The organism is Anaerostipes sp. Marseille-Q3525 (assembly GCF_018223505.1).
GTDB classification, from domain to species: domain Bacteria; phylum Bacillota; class Clostridia; order Lachnospirales; family Lachnospiraceae; genus Anaerostipes; species Anaerostipes amylophilus.
The window spans coordinates 44,497-71,073 of the sequence record NZ_JAGTTT010000012.1 but is presented as its reverse complement, the minus strand read 5'-3'; the positions used below and the strand labels follow the sequence as shown (position 1 = coordinate 71,073).

Below are 26,577 nucleotides of genomic sequence, written 5' to 3'. Positions count from 1 at the left end.
GATTTAGACATTTTATCGATTTCTTTTTGTAATTGATTCTCTTCCATTATTAATACCTTCTTCCCTTTTGATATAATTATTAACAAGAAACATCCAATAACATATCACATAATATTCCTTTTTCTCCTCAATATATCTTCTATTCTTCCCAATCCACTATATAAATTTTTATCATCCATATGTGTTCTTTTCATTCCAATTATATTCATCAACAAATAATCTAACCTATGCAATTCTGATCCTAGCTGCAATTGATTATAAAACTTATTAATATCTTCATTATGTACAAAATCATCATTCACACGAATATAATACTTTTTATCTCGCACAAATGTCTTTTTTATTCCTTCTTGATCTGGATGCAAATTTTTATATTGCTCTGAATTTATATAAAATGAACTTTTATTATGATTACAATCATGACATGCTAAAACTAAGTTTTCTATATAACCTGCATCTTTTTTACTTTTAAACAATGGCGCCTTTTCATATAAAAAATGATCTACTTCAAAATAATTTTTCGGCAATAAATCATTAGATACACCACAATATGCACATTTATCATTATATATTTTCATAAATTCTTTTTTTAAACTTCCTGAATTATTACTAATATAAGCATGCACATCCTGTGCTCTAGGATGTTCTTCTTTAATTTTATTTTTTATATGCTCTTTCTTTTTTCTCACATTATCTAATTCAGGACAATATTTAGTTCTTCTATAATCATCCACTTTATCTATCTACTTTCTCTTGTAATTCTTGAAAAATTCCAATTATATGATCTATATCTGTTTTTGTTAGTTCATCATATACATCCTTTCCTTCTAATGAATTTTCAATTTTTTCAATCATTACATCTTCCCATATTGCATTTTCTTTCATACGAGAAGCTATTTTTCGATATTCAAATATATTTTTAACTGCATGATCTATTAATTCTGGTAAAATGCTATCATAGTACTCTTGTGCTGTTTTATCACTTCTAGAATCATATTTAGCTATTGTTTCATATTCTTTTTCTACTTCATTTTGTGTTATTACTATAACCTCAATAAATGGTAAATGTTTTTTTAATATTATTTTAAATTCTTCTCCTGTAAATTTTCCATTTGTATTCCTATTTTCAAATAATTTAGAATCAATAAAAATAATATTTGCAGTTCTAACTTCAGTATTATTTATCAAACTTTCATAACCATCTTCTGAATTAAATTCTATATCAGAATAATCGAATTGACATAAATCACTTCTAAATTTATCTAAATACTTTGATAAAGAAATATCCGGTGAATCATCAATATATATCATTTTTATTGTATCCATTATATTTTTCCTCCCAATGTAAATTTAATATAAAACCCTTTTTCTCCTTTTATATCTTGCACTTCACCTCCTGACATGATACAAGTATTATTTACAATCCACATTCCTAGTCCATGTCCTTTTTTTCGTGTCGTTTCATGAACTTCTAGTATTTTCCACGGATTTGTTAAATATTTATCATCTAATCCTTTCCCATTATCTCTATATTCAAACTCTAATTTTCCATCATTTTTCATTACAGAAATAAAAATATTTAATAACTGAATTTCATCATTTTGTTGTATACTATTTAAAAGCAAATTATCCAAAATAACTTGTACTACATCTTCGGATATTTCATATACAATATCTTCCTCTATGTCTAAATTAATATGGATCCATTTATAATCTCTTTGCCAAACTTTTTTTATTGCATTAACAGAATCAAAAATACTCCTTTCTCGAAGTTCAAATTGGTTTTTTTCTATTTCTTCCAACATAGTATCCATAAATGTAAGCAATTTTTTTTCAACTTCATTTCCATTTTTTAATAAATATGGTACATTTTTATATGATTTACGAGTATTTTCCTCTAAATTAAGTTCTTCCCACATTCCATATTCTTTCAAAGCATCTACAATATTCTCGTAATTTTCATAAATAAAATTTCTATTATTTTTCATTTCATGTGCTATTGATGATGCTTTTAAACCAGTAGTAGCCAAAACATTTAATATCCTAACATCATATCGATATTTTTGTTCTACCTCTTCCTTATCTTTCTGATATCGCTTTTGTTCCTTTTTATATTCCTTAATTTCTGATGCCAATTGTTTTGATTCATCTGGTGTTAAATTTTTAATAGATTTTGGACTTTTAGCAACTCGATCTGAAACTGGAGATTGATTAGGAGAGCTAATTTTATTCTTTACATCGATTTTCCTTATAATATTTTGTCTATACCTTTCAAATTCTTTTATTCCCATACAGATAATTTCAACAAATACTTGAAAATATATATTTTCATCCAATCCTTGTCTATTTGCTAAATCTTGTAACATATAGTTTTCCTTCTTATCAATCAGAACATATCCAGCTAACTGATTTTCTCTTACTCTCCATGATCCCGATTTATGATTTGCTGCTGCTGGGGACTTTCTTGCACGTTTTCCTAATCCTAACCAGTCTTTTTTCCCCTCATAAGAAGATATACTAAATGCATTTCTATACAAAATTATTCCACCTTTTATTTTTTCTGGTGTACTTGTATATTTGTATAAATATTTATCTTTATCTAATTCAGTAGGTGATAAATTAAAATAAAAATTAGCTGAAAATTTTCCTATTCCATTAACTATTCTTTCTAAATCATTTTCTGCCACTTCTTCTATATATGAACCTTTTAATTCATCCTTAACATTAAGTTTTGATTCAAACTCATTTAAATTAATTCCCTGACAATATTTTGTTGCTTTTCTATCGAATTCATCAGATTTAATTATTGTTGTTAATATTCCATTATCATATTTTAGTTTCAAATTGCTTTTACAATTAATTCCTATTTCTGCTGTTGGAAAATATTTAGGAATTATTTTATTAAACTCATCGGTTATAATCTCTATTTTCATAGAATCGTCAAAATAAGTTCTTTCTATATATTCACATAAATTATTTATTCTTTTTTTGTTCCAACGTTCTCTAAGATTTTCTATTAATATTGTCGTTCCATTTTCAATTAGATTTTCCGCAGTATCAATTATAGATGTATTCCAATCTGTTTTCCAAACAACTCCTGAATTATCTGCCTTTTTTGTTGTCATTATAATATTACAGCCTAATCTAGATAACGCAAATCTACCAACACCCTTAGATCCTGCTTGGATTCTTTTATTATTGTTGTCATCTATAATTTCATATTTTTTATCACTTTTTCCTATATGCATCCAATGTTTCTTTATATCTTCAACATTCATTCCAATACCATCATCTTGAATTACCATCTGATTATTTTGAAATTTAATTTTCAAATTTAACGCATTTGCATCATATGCATTTTTTACTAATTCAAGAACTGCTGCTTCATCAGTTGAAAAATTTTGAACACCTAATAATTCTGCAATAGTACTATCTTCAACAATATACTTTAATACTTCCATTAATTATAGCCTCCCAGGAGTTTAATATTGTTATATATTTATTTTATATTTTTTAATATCATTTACAGAAATTCTATATGATGTAGCTGTAGTTGGTGTTCCACAAATTTTTACATAGTCATAAAAATCTTTGCTCTCTAAAATCTTTTTTGCATCTTGCAATCCTAATCTACTATTTTCTCTACATTTTATAAAATAACCAGCATATGGAACTGCATTTTCTCCCACCTCATATACATGAACTTCTTTCGTAATAACCATTGGAATAATTAATTTGTTACCTGTAACACTCGTGATAGCCTGACTTCTTCCATATTGAAACCATAATGTATTTTTATCTTTTTTTCTTTTCTTTAATTTATCTTTGAATTGTTTTAAATATCTAACAGCACCCGGAAATCTATCTTCAAATTCGCTTTCTGAATAATCTTTGCGTTTTCCATCTTCTATTCTGTATGGAAATATAATCTTATAGCTATTTTCTCCTCTACTTAAACTTTTTATACTTGCAGCATCTTTTACTAATTCTTCTTCGATTTTATATTCATCAATAATATAATAATCATCTCTTCGTTCATATTCTTTAAATATAAAAGCCTCGTTTAACAGTGTCGCAACACTATTTTTAACTTCAAAAAAATCACTAAATTTAACACCTATATTATTATCATCCGTTGTAACAGACCATTTAGCATCAGTCAATTTTTTCCTCTCTATTTCAAAAATAGTGTTTTCTTTAACCAAATGATATTTTAGATCAGATTTGTTTGTTAAATTTTCACAAACAATAATAACTGATGACGTTAATGCTTGCGAAAAAATTTTAATGGTTCTATAATCATAAATCTCCGTTATATATTTACTAAGTTTTACTCTTAAATCCCCTGCAAATTTATTGGTCATAATACTACATGGTACTAAATAAACCATCTTACCTCTATTTTTTAATGTTTTTAAACTAGCCTCAATAAAAGCATAACAATAATCAAATCTACCATTATTACAAGTCGAAAATGACTTTTTAAGAAATTCCCTTTGTGAATCATCCATATCATGATACGTTATATATGGTGGATTTCCAATTATAAAATCATATCTATTTTGTACATCTTCTTTTAAAAAATCATTATTTTTTATGTTCCATTCTATTCCTTCTATCCCATATGATGCTGCCAATTTATTAAGTCTATTTTTACATTTTTCTATACACTCTTTATCTATTTCATAAGCCTCAATATCCTTATTCAATCCATTTTTAATTTCTTCTGCAGAATGTTTTTCACTTTTAGCACTTTCAATATATCGTTTTACAACTTCTAATAAAATGTTACCTTCTCCACAAGAATTTTCTAAAACTTTCTTTCCATAAAGTTTTTTAGAATAATCTACATAATCTAACATTTGTTGTACATACTTCTGGGGTGTTGGAATTTGACAATTACTCGCCATCTTTCATCTTCCTTATTCATATATTTAAATAAAACTATTTATATATTATTTTACTATATATTTTTCCTTATTCATAGTTTTATCTCAAAATAATTCTATCATAAAAAGGCACACACCTAAAACGATGTGTGCCACAAAAAACAAATTCTATTCAATTCCAAAACAAAGAATCAAATTATTTCAACTGTGCAGCAACCTCAGCCGCAAAGTCTTCTTCTTTCTTTTCAATACCTTCACCAGTTTCAAAACGAACGAATCCTTTGATTGTAACATTAGCTCCGTTTGCTTTAGCAACCTGTTCTACGTATTTTCCAACTGCCTGTTTTCCATCTTCAGCTTTAACATAAGCCTGATCTAACAGACATACTTCTTTTAATTCCTTGTTCAGACGTCCAACGATCATCTTTTCGATGATGTTTTCTGGTTTGTCTGGGTTTTCGTTCATAGCCTGAACTTTTAAGATTTCTGTTTCATGCTCGATGTAATCTTTAGAAACTTCATCTCTGCTTGTGTATTTTGGAGAAATAGCTGCAACCTGCATTGCTACGTTTTTAGCCATCTCTTTGATCTCGTCGTTAACTACGTCTGTAGCAACTTCTACTAATACACCGATCTTACCACCAGCGTGGATGTAAGATGCAACAAATCCGTCTGCTGCAGATACTTTAGCAAATCTACGGATGTTTAAGTTTTCTCCGATAACGGCGATCTTACCATCTAATGCTTCTTTTACAGTTTTTCCAGCTTCTGCTTTAGATTCTTCTGCTAAGAATCCTTCGATATCAGCTGCTTTTGTTGTAAGAGCCTGATCAGCTACTTCTGCTACATATGTTCTGAATGTATCATTCTTAGCTACGAAGTCTGTTTCAGAGTTAACTTCAACGATTGCTGCTTCTTTTGCATCTTCAGATACTGCTACTGCAACAAGTCCTTCAGCTGCGATACGTCCAGCTTTCTTTGCTGCTTTTGCAAGACCGTTTTCTCTTAAAAATTCAACTGCTGCGTCCATGTCTCCGTCTGTGTTTGTAAGAGCTTTCTTACAATCCATCATTCCGGCACCAGTCATTTCTCTTAATTCTTTTACCATTGCTGCTGTGATAGCCATGATTCTTTTTCCTCCTAAATTGAAAGTGTGAATAAATTATTCAGCGTCTTCTGCAACTTCTTCAGAGTCTGCATCGATTCCCTGGTTTGCTTCGATAACTGCATCAGCCATAGCAGATGTGATCAGTTTTACTGCACGGATCGCATCATCGTTTCCTGGGATGATATAATCTAATTCTTCAGGATCGCTGTTTGTATCTGCGATTCCAACAAGAGGAATTCCTAAAGTATGTGCTTCCTGTACACAGATGCTTTCTTTCTTAGGGTCTACAACGAAGATCATGTCTGGAAGTCCACCCATTTCTTCGATTCCACCTAAGTTCTTCTGTAATTTGTCTTTTTCTTTGTTAAGTTCGATAACTTCTTTCTTTGGAAGTACGTCAAATGTTCCGTCTTCTTCCATCTCTTTGATCTTTTTCAGTCTAGCGATTCTAGATTCGATTGTTTTGAAGTTAGTCATCATTCCACCTAACCATCTCTGGTTTACGTAGAACATTCCACAACGTTCTGCTTCAGCCTGAATAGAATCCTGAGCCTGTTTCTTTGTTCCTACGAACAGAATCTTTCCACCCTGTGCTACACATTCTTTTACTGCATTGTAAGCATCGTCAACCATTCCTACAGATTTCTGTAAGTCGATGATATGGATACCATTACGCTCTGTGTAGATGTATGGTGCCATTTTAGGGTTCCATCTTCTTGTCTGATGTCCGAAATGTACACCTGCTTCAAGTAACTGTTTCATTGAAATAACGCTCATTTTAAATCTCCTTTAGTTTTTGCTTCCGCTATTTTCATCGTTCTGACAAACCACTTGGGCACTTATCAGAATTCCAATAGCGTGTTTATTTTTACCTATGACAGTATATCAGACCTTGTCCTTCTTTGCAAGAACTTTTTCATTAATTATAAAAGAATTAATCAAGCTTTGTGATCTCGTCAAATATAAAGTCATTCACTACCTTAATATAGGTTCCTTTCATACCGGAAGATCTTGTCTCGACAACTCCGGCACTCTCTAGTTTTCTTAATGCGTTTACGACAACGGATCTCGTGATCCCGAATCTGTCTGCAATCTTGCTTGCGACTAAGACTCCTTCATTTCCTTCTAATTCTTCTAAAATATGAAGCACTGCTTTGTGTTCTGTGAAGGATAAAGTACTGATCGCGGAATCTACGATTCCTTTCTTTCTTCGCTCCTGTTCTACTTCTTCGCTTACGGATCTTAACATTTCAAGTCCGACAACGGTTGTTCCATACTCTGCTAAAATAATATCATCAATGGAATAATTTTCCCTCTGGCGGTACATAAATAATGTTCCGAATCTTTCCCCTGCGATATCGATTGGTGCGATGATCGCATAATAATCGTCAATATCTGACTCAAATCCTAAAGTGGAAAGGCTGACGTTTTCATTTGTGGAAAGGATCGTTAATAGTCTTTCATTTAATGAAAAATCAACATAATCTTTGACATTTCCTGAGATCAGCTGATGAAGGACTTCGATGTGGTCTGCTTCATTTTTTCCTAGGATCTTTCCTTTTTTGCTGATCACAAGGACATTGGAATTCATAACTTCTGTTAAGACTTTACAGATGTCGTTAAATACAACTTTCTGTGAATTATTGTTATGAAGTAATTTGTTGATCTTTCTTGTTTTATCTAGTAACTGTATACTACTCATCTATATTTTATCTCCTTATTCTGAAACTGACTCCCCGGAAGTTTCTTTCTCTTTTGCTTCTTCTGGCATGCTGCATACGAATCCACATTCTTTATTGGAACATACAAGCTTCTTTCCTTTTTCGATCATATAGCTTCCGCATTTCTCACATTTGACTGTGGATGGTTTCTGCCATGACATAAATTCGCATTCCGGATTGTTTTCGCATCCGTAATATTTTCTTCCTTTTTTCGTTTTCTTTAAGACGACTTCTCCGCCACACATTGGACATGGAATTCCGACTTTCTCGAAATGTGGTTTCGTATTTCTGCATTCTGGGAATCCAGGGCATGCAAGGAATTTTCCGTATGGTCCGTATTTGACAACCATGTTTCTTCCACATTCATCACAGACAACGTCTGTTACTTCGTCTTCGATCTTGACTTTCTCTAATTCTTTCTCAGCATTTTGAACGGCGATCTCAAAGTCTGGATAGAAGTTTTCAATGACGGATTTCCAATGGACTTTTCCTTCTTCTACCATATCAAGAAGTCCTTCCATCATCGCTGTGAAGTTCACATCAACGATACTTGCAAATGCTTTCTTCATCATGTTGTTGACTGCTTCTCCAAGCTCTGTGACATATAAGTTCTTCTTTTCTTTGACAACATAACGTCTTGCTGTAATCGTTGAGATCGTTGGCGCATAAGTACTTGGTCGTCCGATTCCAAATTCCTCTAATGTCTTAACCAGAGATGCTTCTGTGTAATGTGCTGGTGGTTGTGTAAAATGCTGTTTTGGTTCTAGTTCATTTAATGTAAGTTTTGTATTCTCATCGATGGATTTTAACATTAAGTTTCCTTCGGATTTTTCATTGTTAATGTTATATACGGATAAGAATCCATCGAAAGCGATCTTGCTTGCAGATGCGTTAAAACGGTAATCTCCGGCTGCGATCTTTACAGATGTATTTTCGTATTTGGCTGGTGCCATACGGCTTGCCATGAAACGGTTCCAGATCAGCTGGTATAAACGGAACTGATCTCTTGACAGCTCGTCTTTGATGCTTGCTGGTGAATTTGTCATGTAGGTTGGGCGGATGGCTTCATGGGCATCCTGTACTTTCTTGTCGTCTTTCTTTGCGACAGTTCCTTCTCCGACAAACTCAGCTCCATAAGCTTCTTTGATATATTCTTTGGCTGCTGCGTCAGCTTCCACAGAGATACGTGTGGAGTCTGTACGTAAGTATGTGATCAGACCGACCGTTCCCTGTCCTTTGATGTTCACACCTTCGTATAACTGCTGTGCGATACGCATGGTTTTCTGTGGTGCAAAATTTAACTTGCTGGATGCATCCTGCTGCAGCGTACTTGTTGTAAATGGAAGTGGGCTTTTCTTTAATCGTTCGGTAACTTTTACCCCTTCTACTGTGAATTCTTTTCCCTTTAAATAGGATAAGATCTCATTCATCTCTTCTTCACTGTGGATCTCCATTTTCTGATCTTTGGTTCCAACAAGTTTCGCTTCTAAAGGCTTTTTGCTTCCTTTGACATCTAATAAGGCTTCGAGCGACCAGTATTCCTGTGGAATAAATAAATTGATCTCTTCTTCTCGATCACAGATGAGTCGCAGTGCTACAGACTGAACTCGTCCAGCACTTAATCCTCGTTTGATCTTTGCCCAAAGAATTGGGCTGATCTGATATCCTACGATTCGGTCTAGGACACGTCTTGCCTGCTGTGCATCGACTAAGTTCATGTCGATATCTCTTGCATGTTTGATGGAATCTTTGACCGCTGTTTTTGTGATCTCATTGAATGTGATACGGCTATAGTTCTTATTTTCCAATTTTAATGCGTAATATAAATGCCATGAGATGGCTTCTCCTTCACGGTCCGGGTCAGTCGCGAGGTATACTTTGTCTGCTTTCTTTACTGCTTTACGAAGAGCTGCTAATACTTCACCCTTCCCGCGGATCGTAATGTACTTTGGTTCAAAGTCATTCTCGATATCAATTCCTAAGGTACTCTTTGGCAGATCGCGAACATGCCCGTTGGACGCGATCACTTCATAATTTCTGCCCAGAAATTTTTTAATTGTTTTTGCTTTCGCCGGTGATTCGACGATAACTAGATATTTTGGCATATAGTATTACCCCTTATTTACATTTTTTTGATATATAAATTTTGATGAGTCTGTTTGATATATCCTTTCGCTTCTAATTGAAATAATGCTTTGATCACTTCTTCATAAGAAAAACCGGATGCACTTAAGATCTCATCAATATGTTTCGGTTTCAAGCTCAACATATCATACACCCTTTTTTCTGCCTTTGCAAGAGATTTTGTATGAAGCTTTGGAAATTTTCGTGAAATTCCTGTGAATTCTGAAAATTCTGTCAAAATATCGTCGACATTTTCAACCAATTTTGCGCCTTGTTTGATGAGTCCGTGGCAGCCTTTTGAATGCTTATTGGTAATCATTCCGGGAACTGCAAATACTTCTTTATTCTGATCAAGCCCACAATCCGCTGTGATCAGTGATCCGCTTCGCTCTCTGGCTTCTGTCACAAGGATTCCATCACTTAATCCACTGATGATCCGATTCCTTTCTGGAAAATGCCATTTAAGTGGTTCACTGCCTGGCGGGTACTCGGAAATAACTGTCTGATTCACATACATGTCATAAAATAACTGAAAATTCTCTTTTGGGTAAATGAAATCGATCCCACATCCTAAAACTCCAACAGCTTGTCCATTTTTATTGATTATCTCTCGGTGAACCGCCCCATCTACGCCTCTTGCGAGGCCACTGATGATCTGTACACCTTGCTCTGCCAACTCTTTTGCGAATTTTTTCGAGATTTCAAAGCCGTAAGTTGTCGGAAATCTTGACCCTACGATCGCAATTGACAGTTCTTTTTCTTCATATGGCTGGCCTTTTTGAAAGATGCCATAAGGAGCATCATAAATTTTTCTTAAACGATTCGGATATGCAGCTTCTTTTTGAATGATAAAACGGATATTTTCACGATGCAAAGCTTCATAGTCTTTCTGAATCATTGCTTCATCTCTTGAGTTGATGAAACGACCGTATTCAAGATCTGTCATGCGTTCCTTTAGGATTTCTGGGTTGATCTTATAGAGTTCTTTTGGATGAATGAAGATATCCATCAGTTCTTTTTGTTTCTTGATCGGCAACATGACTTTGCCACACAGCCAGTACCAGTATAATTTATCTTCCATATTCCAGCACCTCTCTGATAAAATCTGTGTTTCGAAAAGTCATAGCTTCCATTAAGTGAATCGGTTTGATCTCGGATTCATTTTCCATCAGCATGATTGTTAACGCTACTTTTAAAATCTTATCCATTCCTCGTCTTGTGATCTTGCCGGATTGGTAGGCAATGTCTAAGATCTCTTTGCATTCTTTCGATAAATGAATGATCTTGTTTAACTGTATGTGGCTTAATTGACCGATAGCATTGCAGGAATCATTTTTTAGTAAATTTTTTTCTCTTTGGATGGTTGTTTTGATCCGTTTTTTGATCTGACTGGACGTTTCTACCATTTCTTTTTGTTTCGCTTTTTGTAAGTTGTGATCTTTTTTACTAATACATAAAACCATGTCAAATCGGTCTAGGATTGGCCCTGATAATTTCTTTAGATAACGTTTCTTTTCATGATAGGTACATCGACAGATCCCGTCTTCCAGTCCATAACCGCAAGGACATGGATTCATCGTTGCGATCAGTTGAAAATCGGCTGGAAACTGATGATAGATCCCATTTCTGGTGATATCGATCGTTCCATCTTCCAGTGGCTGTCTGAGTGCTTCGATACATTCGGTTTTAAATTCCATAAATTCATCCAGAAATAAGATCCCATGATGCGCTAATGTGATCTCTCCTGCGGTCGGTGTCTTGCCTCCTCCAAGAAACGCTGCCTTGGGGATCATTGGATGTGGCTGGCGAAATGGACGAGTGTTGTCTTCTAAATATCTTTGGATTCCTGTCGCATCATAGATCGCCTGAACTTCCATTTTCTCTTCTTTTGATAATGGTGGAAGGATTGTCGGAATTCTTCTGGCTGCCATTGTTTTTCCTGATCCCGGAGATCCAATGATCAGTAAATGATGTCTTCCAGTGACAGCAATTTCTATCGCTCTTTTTAAATGTTTCTGACCTATGATATCGCTAAAATCTTCTTCTGTTTCTTCTTTCTGATATTGTGTTGTATCTATGCAGCATCTTTGTTGATACGTTCCATGAAAATAGTCCAAAACATCTTGTAAGCTATCCATAAATATGACTTCGATATCTTCCATTCCTCTTAGGGAATTGGCATCTTCCCTTGCCGCAAAAAACTTATGGATTCCTTTTTTTCTTGCTTCTAAAACAATTGGAAGACAGTTTCCAACCCCTCTGATCTTGCCATTTAACCCTAATTCTCCCATAATGCAGATATCCTCTAATTTGCTTGCATCGATTAAATTCAGACACCCTAAAAAAGCCACGGCGATTGGGAAATCGAACGCAGTTCCATTCTTTCTTATATTGGCTGGGGATAAGTTGACTGTGATCTTCATGGATGGCAGGGGATGGCCGATGGAGCGTAGTGCTGATGCAACGCGCTCTTTTGCTTCCATGGATTCTTTAGAAAGATAGCCTACCATGGTGAAATATGGCAGGCCGTTTCTGATCTCTACTTCGACGTGGATGAGTCTTCCGCTCACTCCACTGACGATTCCTGTGATTACTTCCTGATAAATAGTACTCAACTCCTTCTCTTCTCAAAAAAGAAGCTGGTTTCAAAATGATATGGTTAGTCTATCACAAAAGTAATATTTTTACAATACTGTATATTCAAAACAATCGTACTTATTTCAATAATTTCTTTAATTCACTCATAAAGGTGTTCACATCTTTAAATTCGCGATAGATGGCTGCGAATCTTACATATGCAACTTCATTTAAGTCTTTTAATTTGTCCATGACCATCTCTCCGATCACGGATGACTCTACTTCTCTTGTTCCCATGTTGTAGATCTTTGTCTCGATCTCATCAATCGCTGCTTCGATCTGTCCCATGGAGACTGGAAGTTTGTGACAGGATTGTACGATTCCATTTCTTATTTTGCTTCGGTCATAAAGCTGTCTTGTCTTATCTTTCTTGATAACGCTTAATGGTTCTGTCTCTATCTTCTCATAAGTTGTAAAACGCTTTCCGCATTCATCGCATTGTCTTCTTCTACGGATCGCATTGTTGTCTTCTGCCGGTCTGGAATCTACGACTCTGGAATTCTCGCTTCCACAATATGGGCATCTCATCTTCTTGTACCTCCGTGTTTTTTTCTGCTTGAAGTATATCATTTTTTGCCATAAAATAAAAGCTTTTCTTTTATTTCAGGCATTCTTTTTCGTTGATATCGACTAAAATGGTGTCTCTTCCGATCCTCACGACACATTTGTATGGAATTTTATAGATTTTATTCTTTTTCCCAAGGCACAGGATCATCTTTGTTGTTTTGGGCACGATCAGATAGCAGATCTGTCCAGTATGTATTTCAAATTCGAGGTCTAAGACAAATCCTAAGCATTCACCGGTGTTACAATTGATCACATCTTTTTGCCGAAGTTCGAGAAATTTCATGTCGGAAATCCTTTTTCTTCCTATTATAATAGTATTCTTTTTTTCGATAAATAGACGCAGAAAAAAGCAGAAGATCCAATCTCTAGAATCTTCTGCTTCTTTATTATTATCATTATGAAGAAAGATTAAGCTTCTTTCTTTTCTACCGGTTTTTTAGGTGCTGGTTTCTTAGGAACTAATTTCTTTCCTGTAATGATTCCTTTTGGACATTTACCTGCACATAATCCACAACCTACACATTTTTCATAATCGATCTGTGCAATGTTGTTTTCAACCTTAATTGCTCCAAGTTTACATACTTTTTCACATGCTTTACATCCGATACATCCTGCTTTACATACAGACATTACCTGTTTACCGAATTCTTTAGAGCTGCACTGTACTCTTGTTTTCTTATTTTCTGGTACAAGGTCGATTAAGGATTTTGGACATGTTTCTGCACATTTTCCACATCCTACACATGCTTCTTCATCGATGTGAGCGATTCCGTTCACGATAGAGATCGCATTTTCTGGACATACTGCTGCACAGCTTCCAAATCCCATACATCCAAATTCGCATCCTTTTGGTCCTGCACCTGGTACGTTCATAGCTTCGATACAGCTCTGAACTCCAGAATACTGGTATTTGTCAGATGCTTTTTCGCAAGTTCCGGCACATTTAACGAATGCGACTTTCTTTACGAATTCTCCGGCTTCAACACCCATGATCGCACTGATCTTTTCAGCGGCTGCTGCTCCACCAACTGGACAGCCATTGACTGGTGCTTCTCCATTTGCGATTGCTTTTGCAAGTCCATCACAACCTGCGTATCCACAACCACCACAGTTATTTCCTGGAAGTTCTGCACGGATAGCCACTTCCTTCTCGTCTACAGGAACTTTAAATTTCTCTGAGGCAATTCCCAGTAAGATTGCGATAAGCAGACCGGTTCCTCCGACAACAACCATGGCAAGTAAAATTGCTGATATATTCATCTTCTTTACCTCCTAAATAAGTCCTGAGAATCCGAAGAATGCGATCGCCATTAATCCTGCTGTTAACAGTGTGATAGGCATTCCTTTGAAAGATTCTGGGATGTTGTTGTATTCCATCTTTTCACGGATACCAGCAAGGATCACGATGGCAATTAAGAATCCTACAGAGATACCAATACCATTGACTATGCTGGCGATGAAACTATAGTCGTTCTGTACGTTTGTTAATGCTGTACCAAGAACTGCACAGTTTGTTGTGATCAGTGGAAGGAATACTCCCAGAGATTCATATAATGCTGGCATAGATTTCTTTAATACCATTTCTACGAACTGTACTAATGCTGCGATTACCAGGATAAATACGATCGTATTTAAGTATGTTAAATCTGTTGGTACTAATAAAAATGTATAAATTAAATTTGTAACTGCTGATGCGATGGTAATAACGAAGAGAACGGCTGCACCCATTCCGGCTGCTGTCTCAACTTTCTTAGAAACTCCAAGGAAAGGACATAAACCAAGGAACTGGCTTAATACAACGTTATTTACCAGGGCTGAGCCGATGGCAATTAACAATAAACTTTTCATTCTGATCCTCCTTATTTGTCATCTACAGTTGTGTCAAAAAAGCTTCTGGAACCACAAGCACTGTTTCCACAGTGAGCACAGTCTCCACATCCACTTGTCTGTGGCTGTCCTGGTTTCTGAGGTTTTTTGCTCTTAACTTTATTCTGGATTGCTACTAAGCATGCAAGTACAAAGAATGCTCCAGGTGCCAGAATAAAGATTGTGATTGGTTCATATGCAGATGGCATTACCTGCATTCCAAAGATCTGTCCTGCTCCTAATAATTCACGGAATGCTCCTAAAATTGTCAGGGCAATTGTAAATCCAAGTCCCATTCCAAGTCCGTCAAAGAAGGAGTTGATTGGTCCATTCTTTGCTGCAAAGGATTCTGCACGTCCAAGGATGATACAGTTTACTACGATCAGTGGGATATATAATCCTAATGCATCGTTAACTGCTGGAACATATCCCTGTAATAAGAACTGTACGATCGTTACCAGAGATGCGATAACTACGATGTATCCTGGGATACGTACACGATCAGGGATGACATTTCTTAATGCGGAAATGATCATGTTAGAAAACATTAATACGGCTGTTGTTGAAAGCCCCATTCCTGCACCGTTGATCGCAGATGTTGTTACTGCTAATGTAGGACACATACCTAACATTAATACGAAGGTAGGGTTTTCTTTTACGATACCATTAATCAATCGTTCCATTGGATTTGGTTTCATGTTTAATTACCTCCCTTCAGGCTCTTTGAATATGCAACACAGCTGTTAACTGCACTTGTGACAGCACGGCTAGTGATCGTTGCACCACTGATGGCATCTACTTTAGAATCATCGTTCTTACCAGATCCATCTTTTACAACTTCAAATCTGTCTGCTTTTTTGTTTTTAAAGTTACTCTTAAATTCTGGTTCTTTGGCTTTCATACCTAAACCAGCTGTTTCGCTGATGGATAATGTTTCATAACCATTGACTGTTCCATCATCTCTGACACCTACGGATAAAGTTACATCTCCACCGTATCCTTCTGGGTTTGTTACAGAGAATACATATCCAAGTTCTTTTCCGTTTTTGTCAACTGCTTTTACGACTTCAGAAATTGTGTTCTGTCCAAGATCATTTTTCTTTAAGACAGCTGCTACGTCTTTCTGATCTAATTTTACTGTATCAAATTTCGCTGCATCTTCGAATACGGCTTTGTAAGCTTCCTGTTTTGTCTTCTCTTCCTGTGCGGCGATCGGTGCTTTTGTTACGTTATATACGATACCTAAAAGGAGTCCTGCAATTAATGTGATCACACATAATTTAATACAATCCATTACGAGATTCTTATTCATTGCTCTTACCTCCTTTTTTTTCGATTCCAAATGGAGTTGGTACTGTCACTCTCTCGATCAGTGGAACTAATAAGTTGGCAATGATGATAGAGTAAGATACACCTTCAGCCATTGGTCCGAACAGACGGAATAATCCAGTTAAAATACCAAGAACGATTGCATAGATGATCTTTCCGTTCTTTGTAATTGGAGATGTTACATAGTCTGTTGCCATGAAGATCGCACCTAACATTAATCCTCCACTGAAGATCTGTGCTGCCATGTAAGATAGATCAAATCCATGACCACCGAAGATCAGTACGAAGATTGCTACAACTGCAACATAAACACATGGGATGATTGGGGAGATAACTTTCTTAAATACTAAATATACTCCACCGATGATCAGTAATAATGCGGATGTTTCACCGATCGTTCCTGGGATAAATCCTAAGAATGATTTCATAACATCAACGCTTTTTCCCTGTTCCATAACAGCAAGTGGTGTTGCTGTTGTCACACCATCATATGTAAAGCTTGTCATTCTTGCTGCAAATGAGATCATTAAGAAACATCTTGCACCAAGGGCTGGGTTCATGAAGTTCTGTCCTAGTCCACCGAATACCTGTTTTACAACGATGATCGCGAAGATTCCACCTAAGATCGGCATCCAGAATGGTGCCTCTGGTGGTAAGTTTAATGCAAGTAACAGTCCGGTTAATGCCGCACTTAAGTCACTTACTGTGATTGGCTGTTTCATAAGTTTCTGGTAAATATACTCAACGACAACACAGGTAGCAACAGAAATTGCAACTGTCAGTGCCGCAGATGCTCCAAAGATATAGATACCAAAAATTGTAGCGGGTAGTAATGCGATGATAACATCTAACATAATCTTTTGTGTTGAACCATTATCTCTTACATGAGGATTGGCTGACACATGATATAATGTTTCGCTCATATGTATCTCTCCTTTATTTCTTTCTACGGTTAGCTAATACCTGTTTACGACCTGTCTTCATGGACTGTGCAAGGTTACGTTTTGCTGGACATACGAATGAACATGATCCACACTCAACGCATTCTGCTCCATAAAGTTTTTCAAACTCGTCAAACTTGTTATGATCTGCTAATACAGATAATTTTGCTGGCATCAGCTTCTGCGGACAGACGCTTACACATCTTCCACAACGAATACAATTGCTTGGCTGGTTTGCAGCAACTTCATCTTTTGTGAACGCTAAGAAGCATGAGAATGTTTTCACAGCTGGTACGTCTGTTGTAAACATTGCCATACCCATCATAGGTCCACCAGAAATGATCTTTTCAGGCTGTGTTTTAAATCCACCAGCTGCTTCGATCAGTTCTTCTACATTTGTTCCTGTACGGACTTTAAAGTTGCTTGGGTTTTTGATCGCATCTCCAGTCACTGTCACAATACGTTCATATAATGGTTTTCCGTCTTTGACAGCTTCTTTGATCGCTACGATCGTAGCTACATTATCAACGATGCATCCTGCATCTGCTGGTAACATGCTAGAGTTGATACTTCTTCCTGTTGTTGCATAAATTAAAGAACGCTCTGCACCCTGTGGGTATTTTGTCTTTAATGTTGCAACACTGATTCTTGCATCACCTTTTACCAGTGCTTCTACTTTGGCAATTGCATCTTTTTTGTTATCTTCAATACCAATGATACCTTTTGCTTTTGGGAACATATCAAGTACGATATTTAATCCTTCAATTAAAAGTTCTGGTGTTTCCATTAATGTGCGGTAATCACCTGTGATATAAGGTTCGCACTCGGCTCCATTTACGATGATATACTCGATCGCATCTGGATCTTTTGGAGCTAATTTTACATGTGTTGGGAATCCAGCTCCACCAAGTCCTACGATTCCGGCTTCTTTGATCGCTGCTAAGACTTCATCTTTAGACATCTGGTCATAAGGTTTTGTCTCGTATGCAACCTCTTTGAATTCTCCGTCATTCTCAATTACGATAGAGTTAACTTTTGCTCCGGCTGGAGTCATTCTTGGCTCGATCGCTTTAACAGTTCCTGAAACAGAGCTGAAAATGTTTGCGGATACAAATCCTCCAGCTTCTGCCACCTTCTGGCCTACTAATACCTGGTCACCCTTGCTAACGATTGGTTTTGCAGGGGCACCGATGTGCTGACCTAAAGGTAAAACAACATCTCCTTTTGGCAGGTATTCGGTGATTGGTGAATTCTTTGCAAATTCTTTACCATCCGCTGGATGAACACCTCCGCTAAATGTAAACAATGCCATTTTAAGCCTTCCTTTCTTCTTTACATTTTTTTCCATTGCGAAAAAAAAGAGTTCTCATGAAATGAAAACTCCTTTGAACACAAGACTTATGATATCATAGTCTTTTTTATTTTTCAATGTTTTTTTAACATTTTCTTTATATTGCATACAAAATTCTGTGTTTTTTCTTCAGAATTCCTTAAAATTCTGAAATAAGTTAACAATTCTGTCGACGCTACTACATTATTTACGGATCTGTCCATTGCCATAAATGATAAACTTGGTTGTTGTCAGTGCATCTAATCCCATTGGTCCTCTGGCATGAATCTTCTGGGTACTGATTCCAATCTCTGCTCCAAATCCAAATTCAAATCCATCCGTAAATCTTGTGGATGCATTCACGTAAACAGCTGCCGCATCGATCTGATTTAAGAATTCCTGAGCATTCTGGTAGGAATCTGTGATGATCGCTTCGGAATGTCCTGTATTATAATGATTGATATGTGCCACTGCCTCGTCAAAGCTATCAACAGTTTTGACAGAGATGATAGAATCTAAGTATTCTGTTCCCCAGTCTTCTTCTGTTGCTGGGATGACCTGATCATTTAAGGCACAAACTCTCTCATCTCCACGGATCTGGACACCTTTTTCTAATAAAGCTTCAATGATGGCTGGACCATGACTTTCTAAGATGTTTTTATGTAAGACTAAAGATTCGCATGTATTGCATGTTCCAAGTCTCTGTGTCTTTGCGTTGATGATGATGTTCACTGCCATATCTTTTTGTGCAAATTCATCAACATATACATGACAGTTTCCTGTTCCTGTCTCAATAACTGGAACTGTGGAATTCTTTACAACGCTCTTGATCAGTCCTGCACCACCTCTAGGGATCAGAACATCTAAGTAATCGTTTAACTGCATCATCTTTGTTGCTGTTTCATGACTTGTATCTGTTAAAAGCTGAATGCTGTATTTTGGCATGTGACATGACTCTAATGCACTCTGAATCACGTTTGTGATCGCAAGATTTGAGTTGAGCGCATCGCTTCCACCGCGCAGAAGGCATGCATTTCCTGTTTTAAAGCATAATGCAAAAGCATCGGCTGTTACATTTGGACGGGATTCGTAGATGATTCCAACAACTCCTAATGGTACTGTCTTCCTTCCGATCAATAGTCCGTTTGGTGTTTTCTGCATATGTTCTACGGAACCGATTGGATCGTGAAGTTCAGCTACCTGACGAAGTCCTTCTGCCATTGCTTCGATACGGTCAGGATTTAGGGATAAGCGATCGATCAATGCTTCACTCATCTCATTTTCTCTGGCTGCTTCTACATCTTTATAGTTTTCGCTTAAGATGTATTCCTGACTCTGTAACAAACATTTGGCGGCTTCTCTTAATACTTCATTCTTATCTTCAATTCCTGCTTTTCCAAGAATGAATGATGCTTCTTTTGCCTGTTTTCCTAGTTGTTCTAACATTATGAATGCCTCCTTTTCGGTATGTTTTGCATCTTTATAAATCTGTTTTATCTAATCTGCTCTAGTTTAATCCTTTTGGTTTTAACGGAGTGATGGATCCATCTTCATTCTTGATGCTTACATTATTAAGTTGTGCTCTTAAGTTAGCACGGACAGACTGAATATATTCGTGTCTTAACTTTCTCTGTTCTTCCTTCTGTTCTGGTGTTAATCCAATGGATTTATCTAGATTGTATAATTCATTAATTCTCTGAATATCTTTTTCTTTCATTTGTAATGTTTCCTTTCTATATAATATATGATTCCTTACGCCTTAAAGTATGGGCGTTCTGTTAAGTATTTCTTAAAATCAAAGTCTGGACGTTTGTGTGCTAAGAATAATGTTCCAACTTCTTCTCCTGCAACGACTTTATTGACATTATTTAGATCATCACTATTCACAATGACCATATCTGCTCCTGCATCTGTTACGATATTGGCTGCTGCGATCTTTGTCTCCATTCCTCCGGTTCCGACTTTCGTTACAGCTCCTTTTGCCATTTTCCCAATCTTTTCATCTAAGACTGGTACTTCAGAGATCAATTTTGCCATTGGATTCTTGTGCGGATCATCGGTATAAAGTCCGTCAATATCTGTTAAGAGAATTAAAAGATCTCCTTCTACAACAGCAGTTACGACTGCAGATAAAGTATCGTTGTCACCAAACTCAATTTCTTCTGTAGACACGGTATCATTTTCATTTACAATTGGGATCACGCCAAGTTTTAGTAATTCTTCAAAGGTATTCTTGGCATTATATCTTCTCTCATCATTGAGCATTGTTTCTTTTGTGATCAAGATCTGTGCAGATCCTTGATTGTATTCTGCAAATAACTTCTGATAGATCATCATTAACTGTCCCTGTCCTACGGCGGAACATGCCTGTTTCATTGGAAGGGATGTCGGACGTTTTTCTAATCCTAAGGCTTTAAATCCGACACCGATTGCTCCGGATGATACTAAGATCACATCTTTTCCGCTGTTATGTAAATCTGTTAAGACACGGACTAATTTCTCTAAACGGAATAAATTAATGTTTCCTGTTGCTTTGTGGATCAAAGAAGATGTTCCTACTTTGATGACGATTCTCTGTTTATCTTTTAGTTTTTCACGATTATTCATTTTCATTCACTCCTTGAAAGGTATTTTACACTGTAACGAGGGCTTGTGCAACCTTAATTCCATCCATTGCTGCAGAAGTGATACCTCCGGCAAAGCCTGCTCCCTCTCCGCATGGATAGATTCCTTTAATATTACTCTCGAATCCTTGATCTCTTTCAATCCTTAACGGGGAAGATGTTCTTGCTTCGATTCCGCAAAGAACGGTATCTTCTCTGTTAAATCCTTTGATCTTTGTATCAAAATATTCCATTCCTTCACAAATTGCTTCACTAACTGGTTCTGGAAGGCAGTTTCTCAAGTTTCCAAAGCTTGTCTTTCCTTTGGTATTCGGTATGATCTCACCAAAAGATTCTGTGATCTTTCCTTCTCTGAAATCTTTTAATATCTGTACCGGAATCTCTCCTTTCCCTTCATGAAACGCTTTTGCTTCCCATTTTTGTTGGAATCTTACACCTGCTAATGCATCATCTCCGTCAAAATCATCGGGTGTAACACTTGCGATGATCGCGCTGTTAGAATTCTTTGCTGCTCTATCATGATTACTCATTCCATTAACAGTTAATCGTTCTGGTTCTGAAGATGCGTTGACAACAAAACCTCCTGGACACATGCAGAAAGAATATACACTTCTTCCATTGTCTGCATGATAGGTCAGTTTGTAAGATGCTGCTGGAAGATTGTATTTATCTGCACCTTCTCCGTACTGGGAATGATCGATCATCTCACGCGGATGTTCCACACGAAGTCCGATCGCAAATGCTTTTGGATGCATCTCTAAATTCCGGTCTGATAATACCTTAAATGTATCTCTGGCACTGTGTCCTGGTGCTAAGATTGCTGCTTCTGTTTTAAGTTCTTCTTCGTCATTGATGATCAGTCCGGTTAATTTTCCATCTTTGATCACAAAATCCGTCACTTTTGCCTCAAAACGGACATCTCCGCCAAGTGATTTGATCTCTTCTCGGATTCCTGCAACAACATTTCTTAAAAGATCGGTTCCAATATGAGGTTTATTTTCATATAAGATTTCTTCTGGTGCCCCATGTTTTACGAAAGTTTCTAAGACGAATTTATTTCTTCCGAATTTATCTTTCACCAATGTGTTTAACTTTCCATCAGAAAATGTTCCTGCGCCACCTTCTCCAAATTGGACATTGGATTCAGAATTCAACTCGCCAGTTTCCCAGAAATGCTCGACATCTTTCATACGGTTTGTGACGTCTTTTCCTCGTTCTAAGACGATCGGATTTAACCCGGCTCTTGCGAGCATCAAGGCTGCAAATAGTCCTGCCGGTCCCATTCCGATCACAACTGGCGGATACTTAAATTCTCTCTGTTTTTTCGAAAATTCAAATTCTTTTTCTTTAACCGCCATGATATTGCGGTTTTTATTCTTTTTCAGGAATTTCTCTTCCTGATTCTTGCTTAATGTCACATCGACTGCATATACATAAGATAATTCTTCTTTTTTCCTTGCATCGATGGATCGTTTTACGATCTTGTATTGTTTATATTCTGTGTTATGTAACGCTTTTTTTATCTTTTTTTCAAATGCTGCTTCTTTGTGATCAATCGGCAGCTTGATCTGGTTGATTCTTATCATTGTCTTCCTATCTGGCTTGCTGCGATGTATCCGGATGTAAATGCCCATTGCAGATTGTATCCTCCGCATGTTCCATCGACATCTAGTAATTCACCGACAACATAAAGCCCTTCTAATAATTTTGATTCTAGTGTTCCCTGTATAATTTCTTTTGTGGATACACCTCCAGCTGTTACCTGTGCCATATCGTATCCTTTGTATCCTTTGATCTGGACTTCAAAGTTTTGGATCATATCTAAAATTCTTTTTAGATCCTTCTTTGAAATCTGCGCAACTGGCTTTCTCGGATCGATCTTTAGTCTCTGTAAGATCGCATAAACCAACTTTTTATTTAAAAATCCCTGGAAGAATTCTTCCACTGTCTTGTAATTACAGTTTTTTAAGAATACTTCTGTTGTTTCTTCTAAGGTTACCATCTGCGGCATGAGATTTAAATAGACTTTTACTTTTTTCTTTCTTCTTAGTGCTTCGATCGCAAAATGGCTGATCTGGAAAATTGGGATTCCAGAGATTCCGTATTTGGTAAACTGGACTTCTCCATGTTCTTTTGCAATCAATTCATTGTTTGCATAGACGCTAATATCACTGACATTTCTGACTCCAGAAGTTTCTTTTAAATATTTCCCTTCCGCTTCCAGTCCTACCAAAGACGGGAATGTATCCGTAATCTTATGATGAAAGTCTTTTGCAAGTTTGTATCCACTCCCATTGCTTCCTAAATTGGGCTGTGCACATCCGCCAGTTGCAAGAATCAGATTTCTCGCTTGAAAACATTTCTCATTTCCATAGACATAAAATGTCGATTTGCGTTTCTCTGCCTTTATCACTTCAAAGTCTGTCAAAATATCGACATGTAAATGTTTTAATTTCTGTGTCAGTGTGTCAACCACCGTTACCGCCTGTAAGGATGCCGGGTAATAATACCCGTTTTGCTCTGTGATAAGCATTCCGAGGGATTCAAAGAATTGAATCAATTCTTCCAAACCAAATTCTTCGATCATCGGATAGGCAAAGGAAGGTCTCTGCCCGCGGTAACAATTCTCATCCATATAAGCATTTGACAGATTGCATCTTCCATTCCCTGTCGCCAATATTTTCTTTCCTAATTTATCCATTCGCTCAAGCAAAAGAACTTTCTTATGATGGCCAGCTGCTGTGATCGCTGCCATCATTCCAGAAGCCCCTGCTCCAACGATGATCACATCATATTTCATTTGTTGTTTTCTCCAAATTATTCGTTTAGCTACTGTATGATTCCAGAAAATGATATACTTCTTCTCTGTTTTCAAAGACAAAATTCTCCTTTAACATATTTAAAATATCTGCTGGGAGGTTTTCTTTCTTCATATCTGTGTACTCAAAAACTTCTTTTGTCTTATTATTGATCACTGCCAGACTGCCATCTAAAATCTTAAGACTGTAGGTTGCTTTCACCTTCTTTTCGGCTTTTGTCTGCTTCTTTAGCACTGTCGTTGTTACCTGAGAGCGAACTTCCTGAATCTTGTCTATATTTTCATTTCTTGTAAAGGCTAGATAGCACATGTATGCACATAAAACAGTGATCACGATCATATAAATGATCAAAAATCGGTTGATCTTCTTCATGATATCACCCTCCTTTGGCTATATTGTTTCCAAAGATGGGATTATTTATACAAAAAGTCCAGATCTGTTACGACTTGGACTTTTGTTATTGTTTTTACAATAAATGTAATTTCTTTGCTAATTTTACGATCAGATTTCCTTTTGGAATCTTTGTAAGTTCTTCTTCTGTAAATACTTTTAATTTAATGATCGCCGCAAAATAGATCAGTGCTCCAACTGGTACTGCAATGATCACACAGATTGCAAAGCATACTCGTCCAAATGGCAGGACGCTTTGAACCCCATACTGGATCAGGAAGCATACGACACCCATCACAGCTGCACTTAATGCAGGTTTGATAAATGTCTTTGTGATCTCCTGATGGAATCCTGTATATTTCTTGATGGAATGTGCATTTAACAGACACATGACAAGCGAAAATGCCATTGTTGCAAAGACTAATCCATAGGTTTTACAATCTGTATATGTTAATAACAGCCATAAAACAACGATATTAACGACAACAGAGATTGCTGAATGTTTGACTGGCACACGCATCTTGCCCATTCCCTGTAAAATACCATTTGTCAATGTAGACAGGCAGTAGAAAATAACAGAGACTGCACCGATTCGAAGCATTGCAGCTCCTAATCCTTTGGCATATACGGCACCGAAAATAAGTCCATTAATAGAGCTGTTTAACACGCCAAGTCCGACCGCACATGGAATTGCGATCATCATTGTAAAACGGATTGCCATCTGAATGCTATCATTCATATCATCTTTCTTACCCAAAGCATAAGCTGCAGAAACATTTGGCACGATCGCATTGGAAAGTGCGGATGCCATCGCTACTGGTACGTTGATCAGAACATTGTACTGGCTGCTGAACAGTCCATAAAATCCTGAAACTACTTTCGCTGTGATTCCTTTTCCTACTAAAATATTACTAAAGATCGTCTGATCGATCGTTGCACTGCAGTTATAGATCGCTGTACTGAAGATCACTGGTGTGATCGTCAATAATAAGATCTTTAAGATATTTCCATAAGATTCGATATATTTCGTACGGTCATGTTTCATCTGAATCTTAACTTTTGGCTGATATGCACGATAAATAATAAAACAAAAGATCAGCCCTGTTAAAACTCCGACTCCTGTACCAATCGCACTACCTGCTGCTCCATGTCTAGCAATCTCGTATGTGATCGTCTTAGATGGCAGATATGGTAAGATCAATACATATGCCATCAAAATACTAAAGATCGCATTCAAGATCTGCTCGATGATCTGGGAAATGGATGTTGGTACCATCGTATTATGCCCCTGAAAATATCCTCTTAATACTCCAAGGATTCCAGAGAAAAAGATGGTTGGAGAGATCACCTGAAGAGCAAGTGCGGCACCTTTCTGATGTCCAACAAAGGTTGGTGCTCCAAAATATGCGATCAATGATGCGATACCACCAACAACGATCGCATAAACTAATGCTCCATAGAAAATTCTCTGTGCATTGATATATTCTCTCTTTGCAAGTCTTGCAGAAATTGACTTGGAAACTGCAAGTGGGATACTGAAGGATGCGATCAGCAAAATAATATTGTAAATATTATATGCATAAGAATAATACCCCATTCCTTCTTCGCCAATAATCCCAAACAGTGGACTACGATATAATAATCCGATCACACGGCAGACAATAGACGCTGCGGCTAAAATCATTCCCTGCATTAAAAATGAGTTTTTGCTGCTTTTACTCATACTAAACCTCTTTCATCTCTTGTATATTTCGTCTTTGTCAGAATCTCTTCCTGACGTTTTTCCATATCTTTTCGTTCTTCCTCTTCCATATGGTCATATCCAAACAGATGTAACATACTGTGCGCGATCAAAAATGCATATTCTCTCTCGCGGCTGTGTCCATAATTCTCAGCCTGTTCCCATACTTTGTCCATAGAGATCACAATATCTCCAAGCAGAAATTCCCCACTTTCCGGGTCAAACGCCATCGGATCTTCTTCGATTTTTGAAAAATCTGCTGGCTGTTCATATTCTGCCATTGGGAAAGATAATACGTCAGTTGGACGGTCGATCTCTCTTTGTTCTTTGTTGATCTCATGGATCGTGTCATTATCAGTCAACATTAAGTTCACTTCGCACTCATAAGGGCAGTCCACATAATCAATTGCTGCCTCAATGACTTCATGTGCGATCTTCTCATAAGGGATATTGATCTCTCCCTCGTATTCGTTCTCAATTATAATACTCAT

At 36.7% G+C, this 26,577-nt stretch carries 26 protein-coding genes; all 26 read right to left on the bottom strand.

Going from position 1 to position 26,577, the window contains the following annotated elements:
* Positions 1–104 precede the first annotated feature (104 nt).
* Positions 105–734, bottom strand: coding sequence for an HNH endonuclease (locus tag KE503_RS07510; RefSeq protein WP_212384878.1), 630 nt, complete (start codon positions 732–734; stop codon positions 105–107).
* Position 735: 1 nt separating this feature from the next.
* Positions 736–1,326: a hypothetical protein gene (locus KE503_RS07505; protein ID WP_212384877.1), complete on the bottom strand. Its 591-nt coding sequence runs from the start codon at positions 1,324–1,326 to the stop codon at positions 736–738.
* Positions 1,326–3,461: a sensor histidine kinase gene (locus KE503_RS07500; protein WP_212384876.1), complete on the bottom strand. Its 2,136-nt coding sequence runs from the start codon at positions 3,459–3,461 to the stop codon at positions 1,326–1,328. Before KE503_RS07500 ends, KE503_RS07505 begins: the two co-directional genes overlap by 1 nt.
* Before the next feature lie 30 nt (positions 3,462–3,491).
* Positions 3,492–4,910 carry an Eco57I restriction-modification methylase domain-containing protein gene (locus KE503_RS07495; protein ID WP_212384875.1) on the bottom strand — a complete coding sequence of 473 codons (1,419 nt, stop codon included), beginning with the start codon at positions 4,908–4,910 and terminating at the stop codon, positions 3,492–3,494.
* A gap of 175 nt (positions 4,911–5,085) precedes the next feature.
* Positions 5,086–6,015: a translation elongation factor Ts gene (gene tsf, locus KE503_RS07490; RefSeq protein WP_009204279.1), complete on the bottom strand. Its 930-nt coding sequence runs from the start codon at positions 6,013–6,015 to the stop codon at positions 5,086–5,088.
* Between the two features lie 36 nt (positions 6,016–6,051).
* Positions 6,052–6,774: a 30S ribosomal protein S2 gene (gene rpsB, locus KE503_RS07485; RefSeq protein WP_172674557.1), complete on the bottom strand. Its 723-nt coding sequence runs from the start codon at positions 6,772–6,774 to the stop codon at positions 6,052–6,054.
* 157 nt (positions 6,775–6,931) lie between these two features.
* Positions 6,932–7,699 (bottom strand): GTP-sensing pleiotropic transcriptional regulator CodY, encoded by a 768-nt coding sequence (codY, locus tag KE503_RS07480; RefSeq protein WP_022374433.1) that lies wholly within the window; start codon positions 7,697–7,699, stop codon positions 6,932–6,934.
* Between the two features lie 15 nt (positions 7,700–7,714).
* A complete protein-coding gene (gene topA, locus KE503_RS07475) occupies positions 7,715–9,823 on the bottom strand; it encodes a type I DNA topoisomerase (RefSeq protein ID WP_022374432.1) in 2,109 nt (702 codons plus the stop codon).
* A 17-nt stretch (positions 9,824–9,840) separates the two neighbouring features.
* Positions 9,841–10,923, bottom strand: coding sequence for a DNA-processing protein DprA (gene dprA, locus KE503_RS07470; protein WP_212384874.1), 1,083 nt, complete (start codon positions 10,921–10,923; stop codon positions 9,841–9,843).
* Positions 10,913–12,457 (bottom strand): YifB family Mg chelatase-like AAA ATPase, encoded by a 1,545-nt coding sequence (locus KE503_RS07465; protein ID WP_117945092.1) that lies wholly within the window; start codon positions 12,455–12,457, stop codon positions 10,913–10,915. Before KE503_RS07465 ends, dprA begins: the two co-directional genes overlap by 11 nt.
* 100 nt (positions 12,458–12,557) lie before the next feature.
* A complete protein-coding gene (nrdR, locus tag KE503_RS07460; protein WP_055197900.1) occupies positions 12,558–13,007 on the bottom strand; it encodes a transcriptional regulator NrdR in 450 nt (149 codons plus the stop codon).
* A 70-nt stretch (positions 13,008–13,077) separates the two neighbouring features.
* Positions 13,078–13,329 (bottom strand): PRC-barrel domain-containing protein, encoded by a 252-nt coding sequence (locus KE503_RS07455; RefSeq protein ID WP_055197898.1) that lies wholly within the window; start codon positions 13,327–13,329, stop codon positions 13,078–13,080.
* A 125-nt stretch (positions 13,330–13,454) separates the two neighbouring features.
* The gene (locus KE503_RS07450) at positions 13,455–14,306 is read right to left on the bottom strand and encodes an RnfABCDGE type electron transport complex subunit B (RefSeq protein WP_055197896.1); all 852 of its coding nucleotides are present in this window, start codon (positions 14,304–14,306) and stop codon (positions 13,455–13,457) included.
* Between the two features lie 12 nt (positions 14,307–14,318).
* Positions 14,319–14,894: an electron transport complex subunit RsxA gene (gene rsxA, locus KE503_RS07445; protein ID WP_055197894.1), complete on the bottom strand. Its 576-nt coding sequence runs from the start codon at positions 14,892–14,894 to the stop codon at positions 14,319–14,321.
* Positions 14,895–14,905: 11 nt separating this feature from the next.
* Positions 14,906–15,610, bottom strand: coding sequence for an electron transport complex subunit RsxE (gene rsxE, locus KE503_RS07440; protein ID WP_055197892.1), 705 nt, complete (start codon positions 15,608–15,610; stop codon positions 14,906–14,908).
* Between the two features lie 2 nt (positions 15,611–15,612).
* Positions 15,613–16,224 carry an RnfABCDGE type electron transport complex subunit G gene (locus KE503_RS07435; protein WP_055197890.1) on the bottom strand — a complete coding sequence of 204 codons (612 nt, stop codon included), beginning with the start codon at positions 16,222–16,224 and terminating at the stop codon, positions 15,613–15,615.
* Complete coding sequence (locus KE503_RS07430) at positions 16,217–17,164, bottom strand: RnfABCDGE type electron transport complex subunit D (RefSeq protein ID WP_212384873.1); 948 nt, start codon at positions 17,162–17,164, stop codon at positions 16,217–16,219. The genes KE503_RS07435 and KE503_RS07430 overlap by 8 nt, the downstream gene beginning before the upstream one ends.
* Before the next feature lie 13 nt (positions 17,165–17,177).
* Complete coding sequence (gene rsxC, locus KE503_RS07425; RefSeq protein ID WP_055198108.1) at positions 17,178–18,494, bottom strand: electron transport complex subunit RsxC; 1,317 nt, start codon at positions 18,492–18,494, stop codon at positions 17,178–17,180.
* Positions 18,495–18,716: 222 nt separating this feature from the next.
* Positions 18,717–19,958 (bottom strand): glutamate-5-semialdehyde dehydrogenase, encoded by a 1,242-nt coding sequence (locus tag KE503_RS07420; protein ID WP_022374090.1) that lies wholly within the window; start codon positions 19,956–19,958, stop codon positions 18,717–18,719.
* A gap of 61 nt (positions 19,959–20,019) precedes the next feature.
* Complete coding sequence (locus KE503_RS07415) at positions 20,020–20,229, bottom strand: DUF896 domain-containing protein (RefSeq protein WP_008391314.1); 210 nt, start codon at positions 20,227–20,229, stop codon at positions 20,020–20,022.
* Positions 20,230–20,264: 35 nt separating this feature from the next.
* A complete protein-coding gene (proB, locus tag KE503_RS07410; protein WP_022374091.1) occupies positions 20,265–21,119 on the bottom strand; it encodes a glutamate 5-kinase in 855 nt (284 codons plus the stop codon).
* Positions 21,120–21,144: 25 nt separating this feature from the next.
* Positions 21,145–22,722, bottom strand: a complete 1,578-nt coding sequence (locus KE503_RS07405; RefSeq protein WP_212384872.1) for an NAD(P)/FAD-dependent oxidoreductase — start codon at positions 22,720–22,722, stop codon at positions 21,145–21,147.
* Positions 22,719–24,011 (bottom strand): NAD(P)/FAD-dependent oxidoreductase, encoded by a 1,293-nt coding sequence (locus tag KE503_RS07400; protein ID WP_249183002.1) that lies wholly within the window; start codon positions 24,009–24,011, stop codon positions 22,719–22,721. Before KE503_RS07400 ends, KE503_RS07405 begins: the two co-directional genes overlap by 4 nt.
* Positions 23,962–24,327, bottom strand: coding sequence for a hypothetical protein (locus tag KE503_RS07395; protein ID WP_022374094.1), 366 nt, complete (start codon positions 24,325–24,327; stop codon positions 23,962–23,964). Before KE503_RS07395 ends, KE503_RS07400 begins: the two co-directional genes overlap by 50 nt.
* 94 nt (positions 24,328–24,421) lie before the next feature.
* Complete coding sequence (locus KE503_RS07390) at positions 24,422–26,068, bottom strand: putative polysaccharide biosynthesis protein (RefSeq protein WP_055197876.1); 1,647 nt, start codon at positions 26,066–26,068, stop codon at positions 24,422–24,424.
* Positions 26,065–26,577 (bottom strand): rRNA maturation RNase YbeY, encoded by a 513-nt coding sequence (gene ybeY, locus KE503_RS07385; RefSeq protein WP_022374096.1) that lies wholly within the window; start codon positions 26,575–26,577, stop codon positions 26,065–26,067. The genes KE503_RS07390 and ybeY overlap by 4 nt, the downstream gene beginning before the upstream one ends.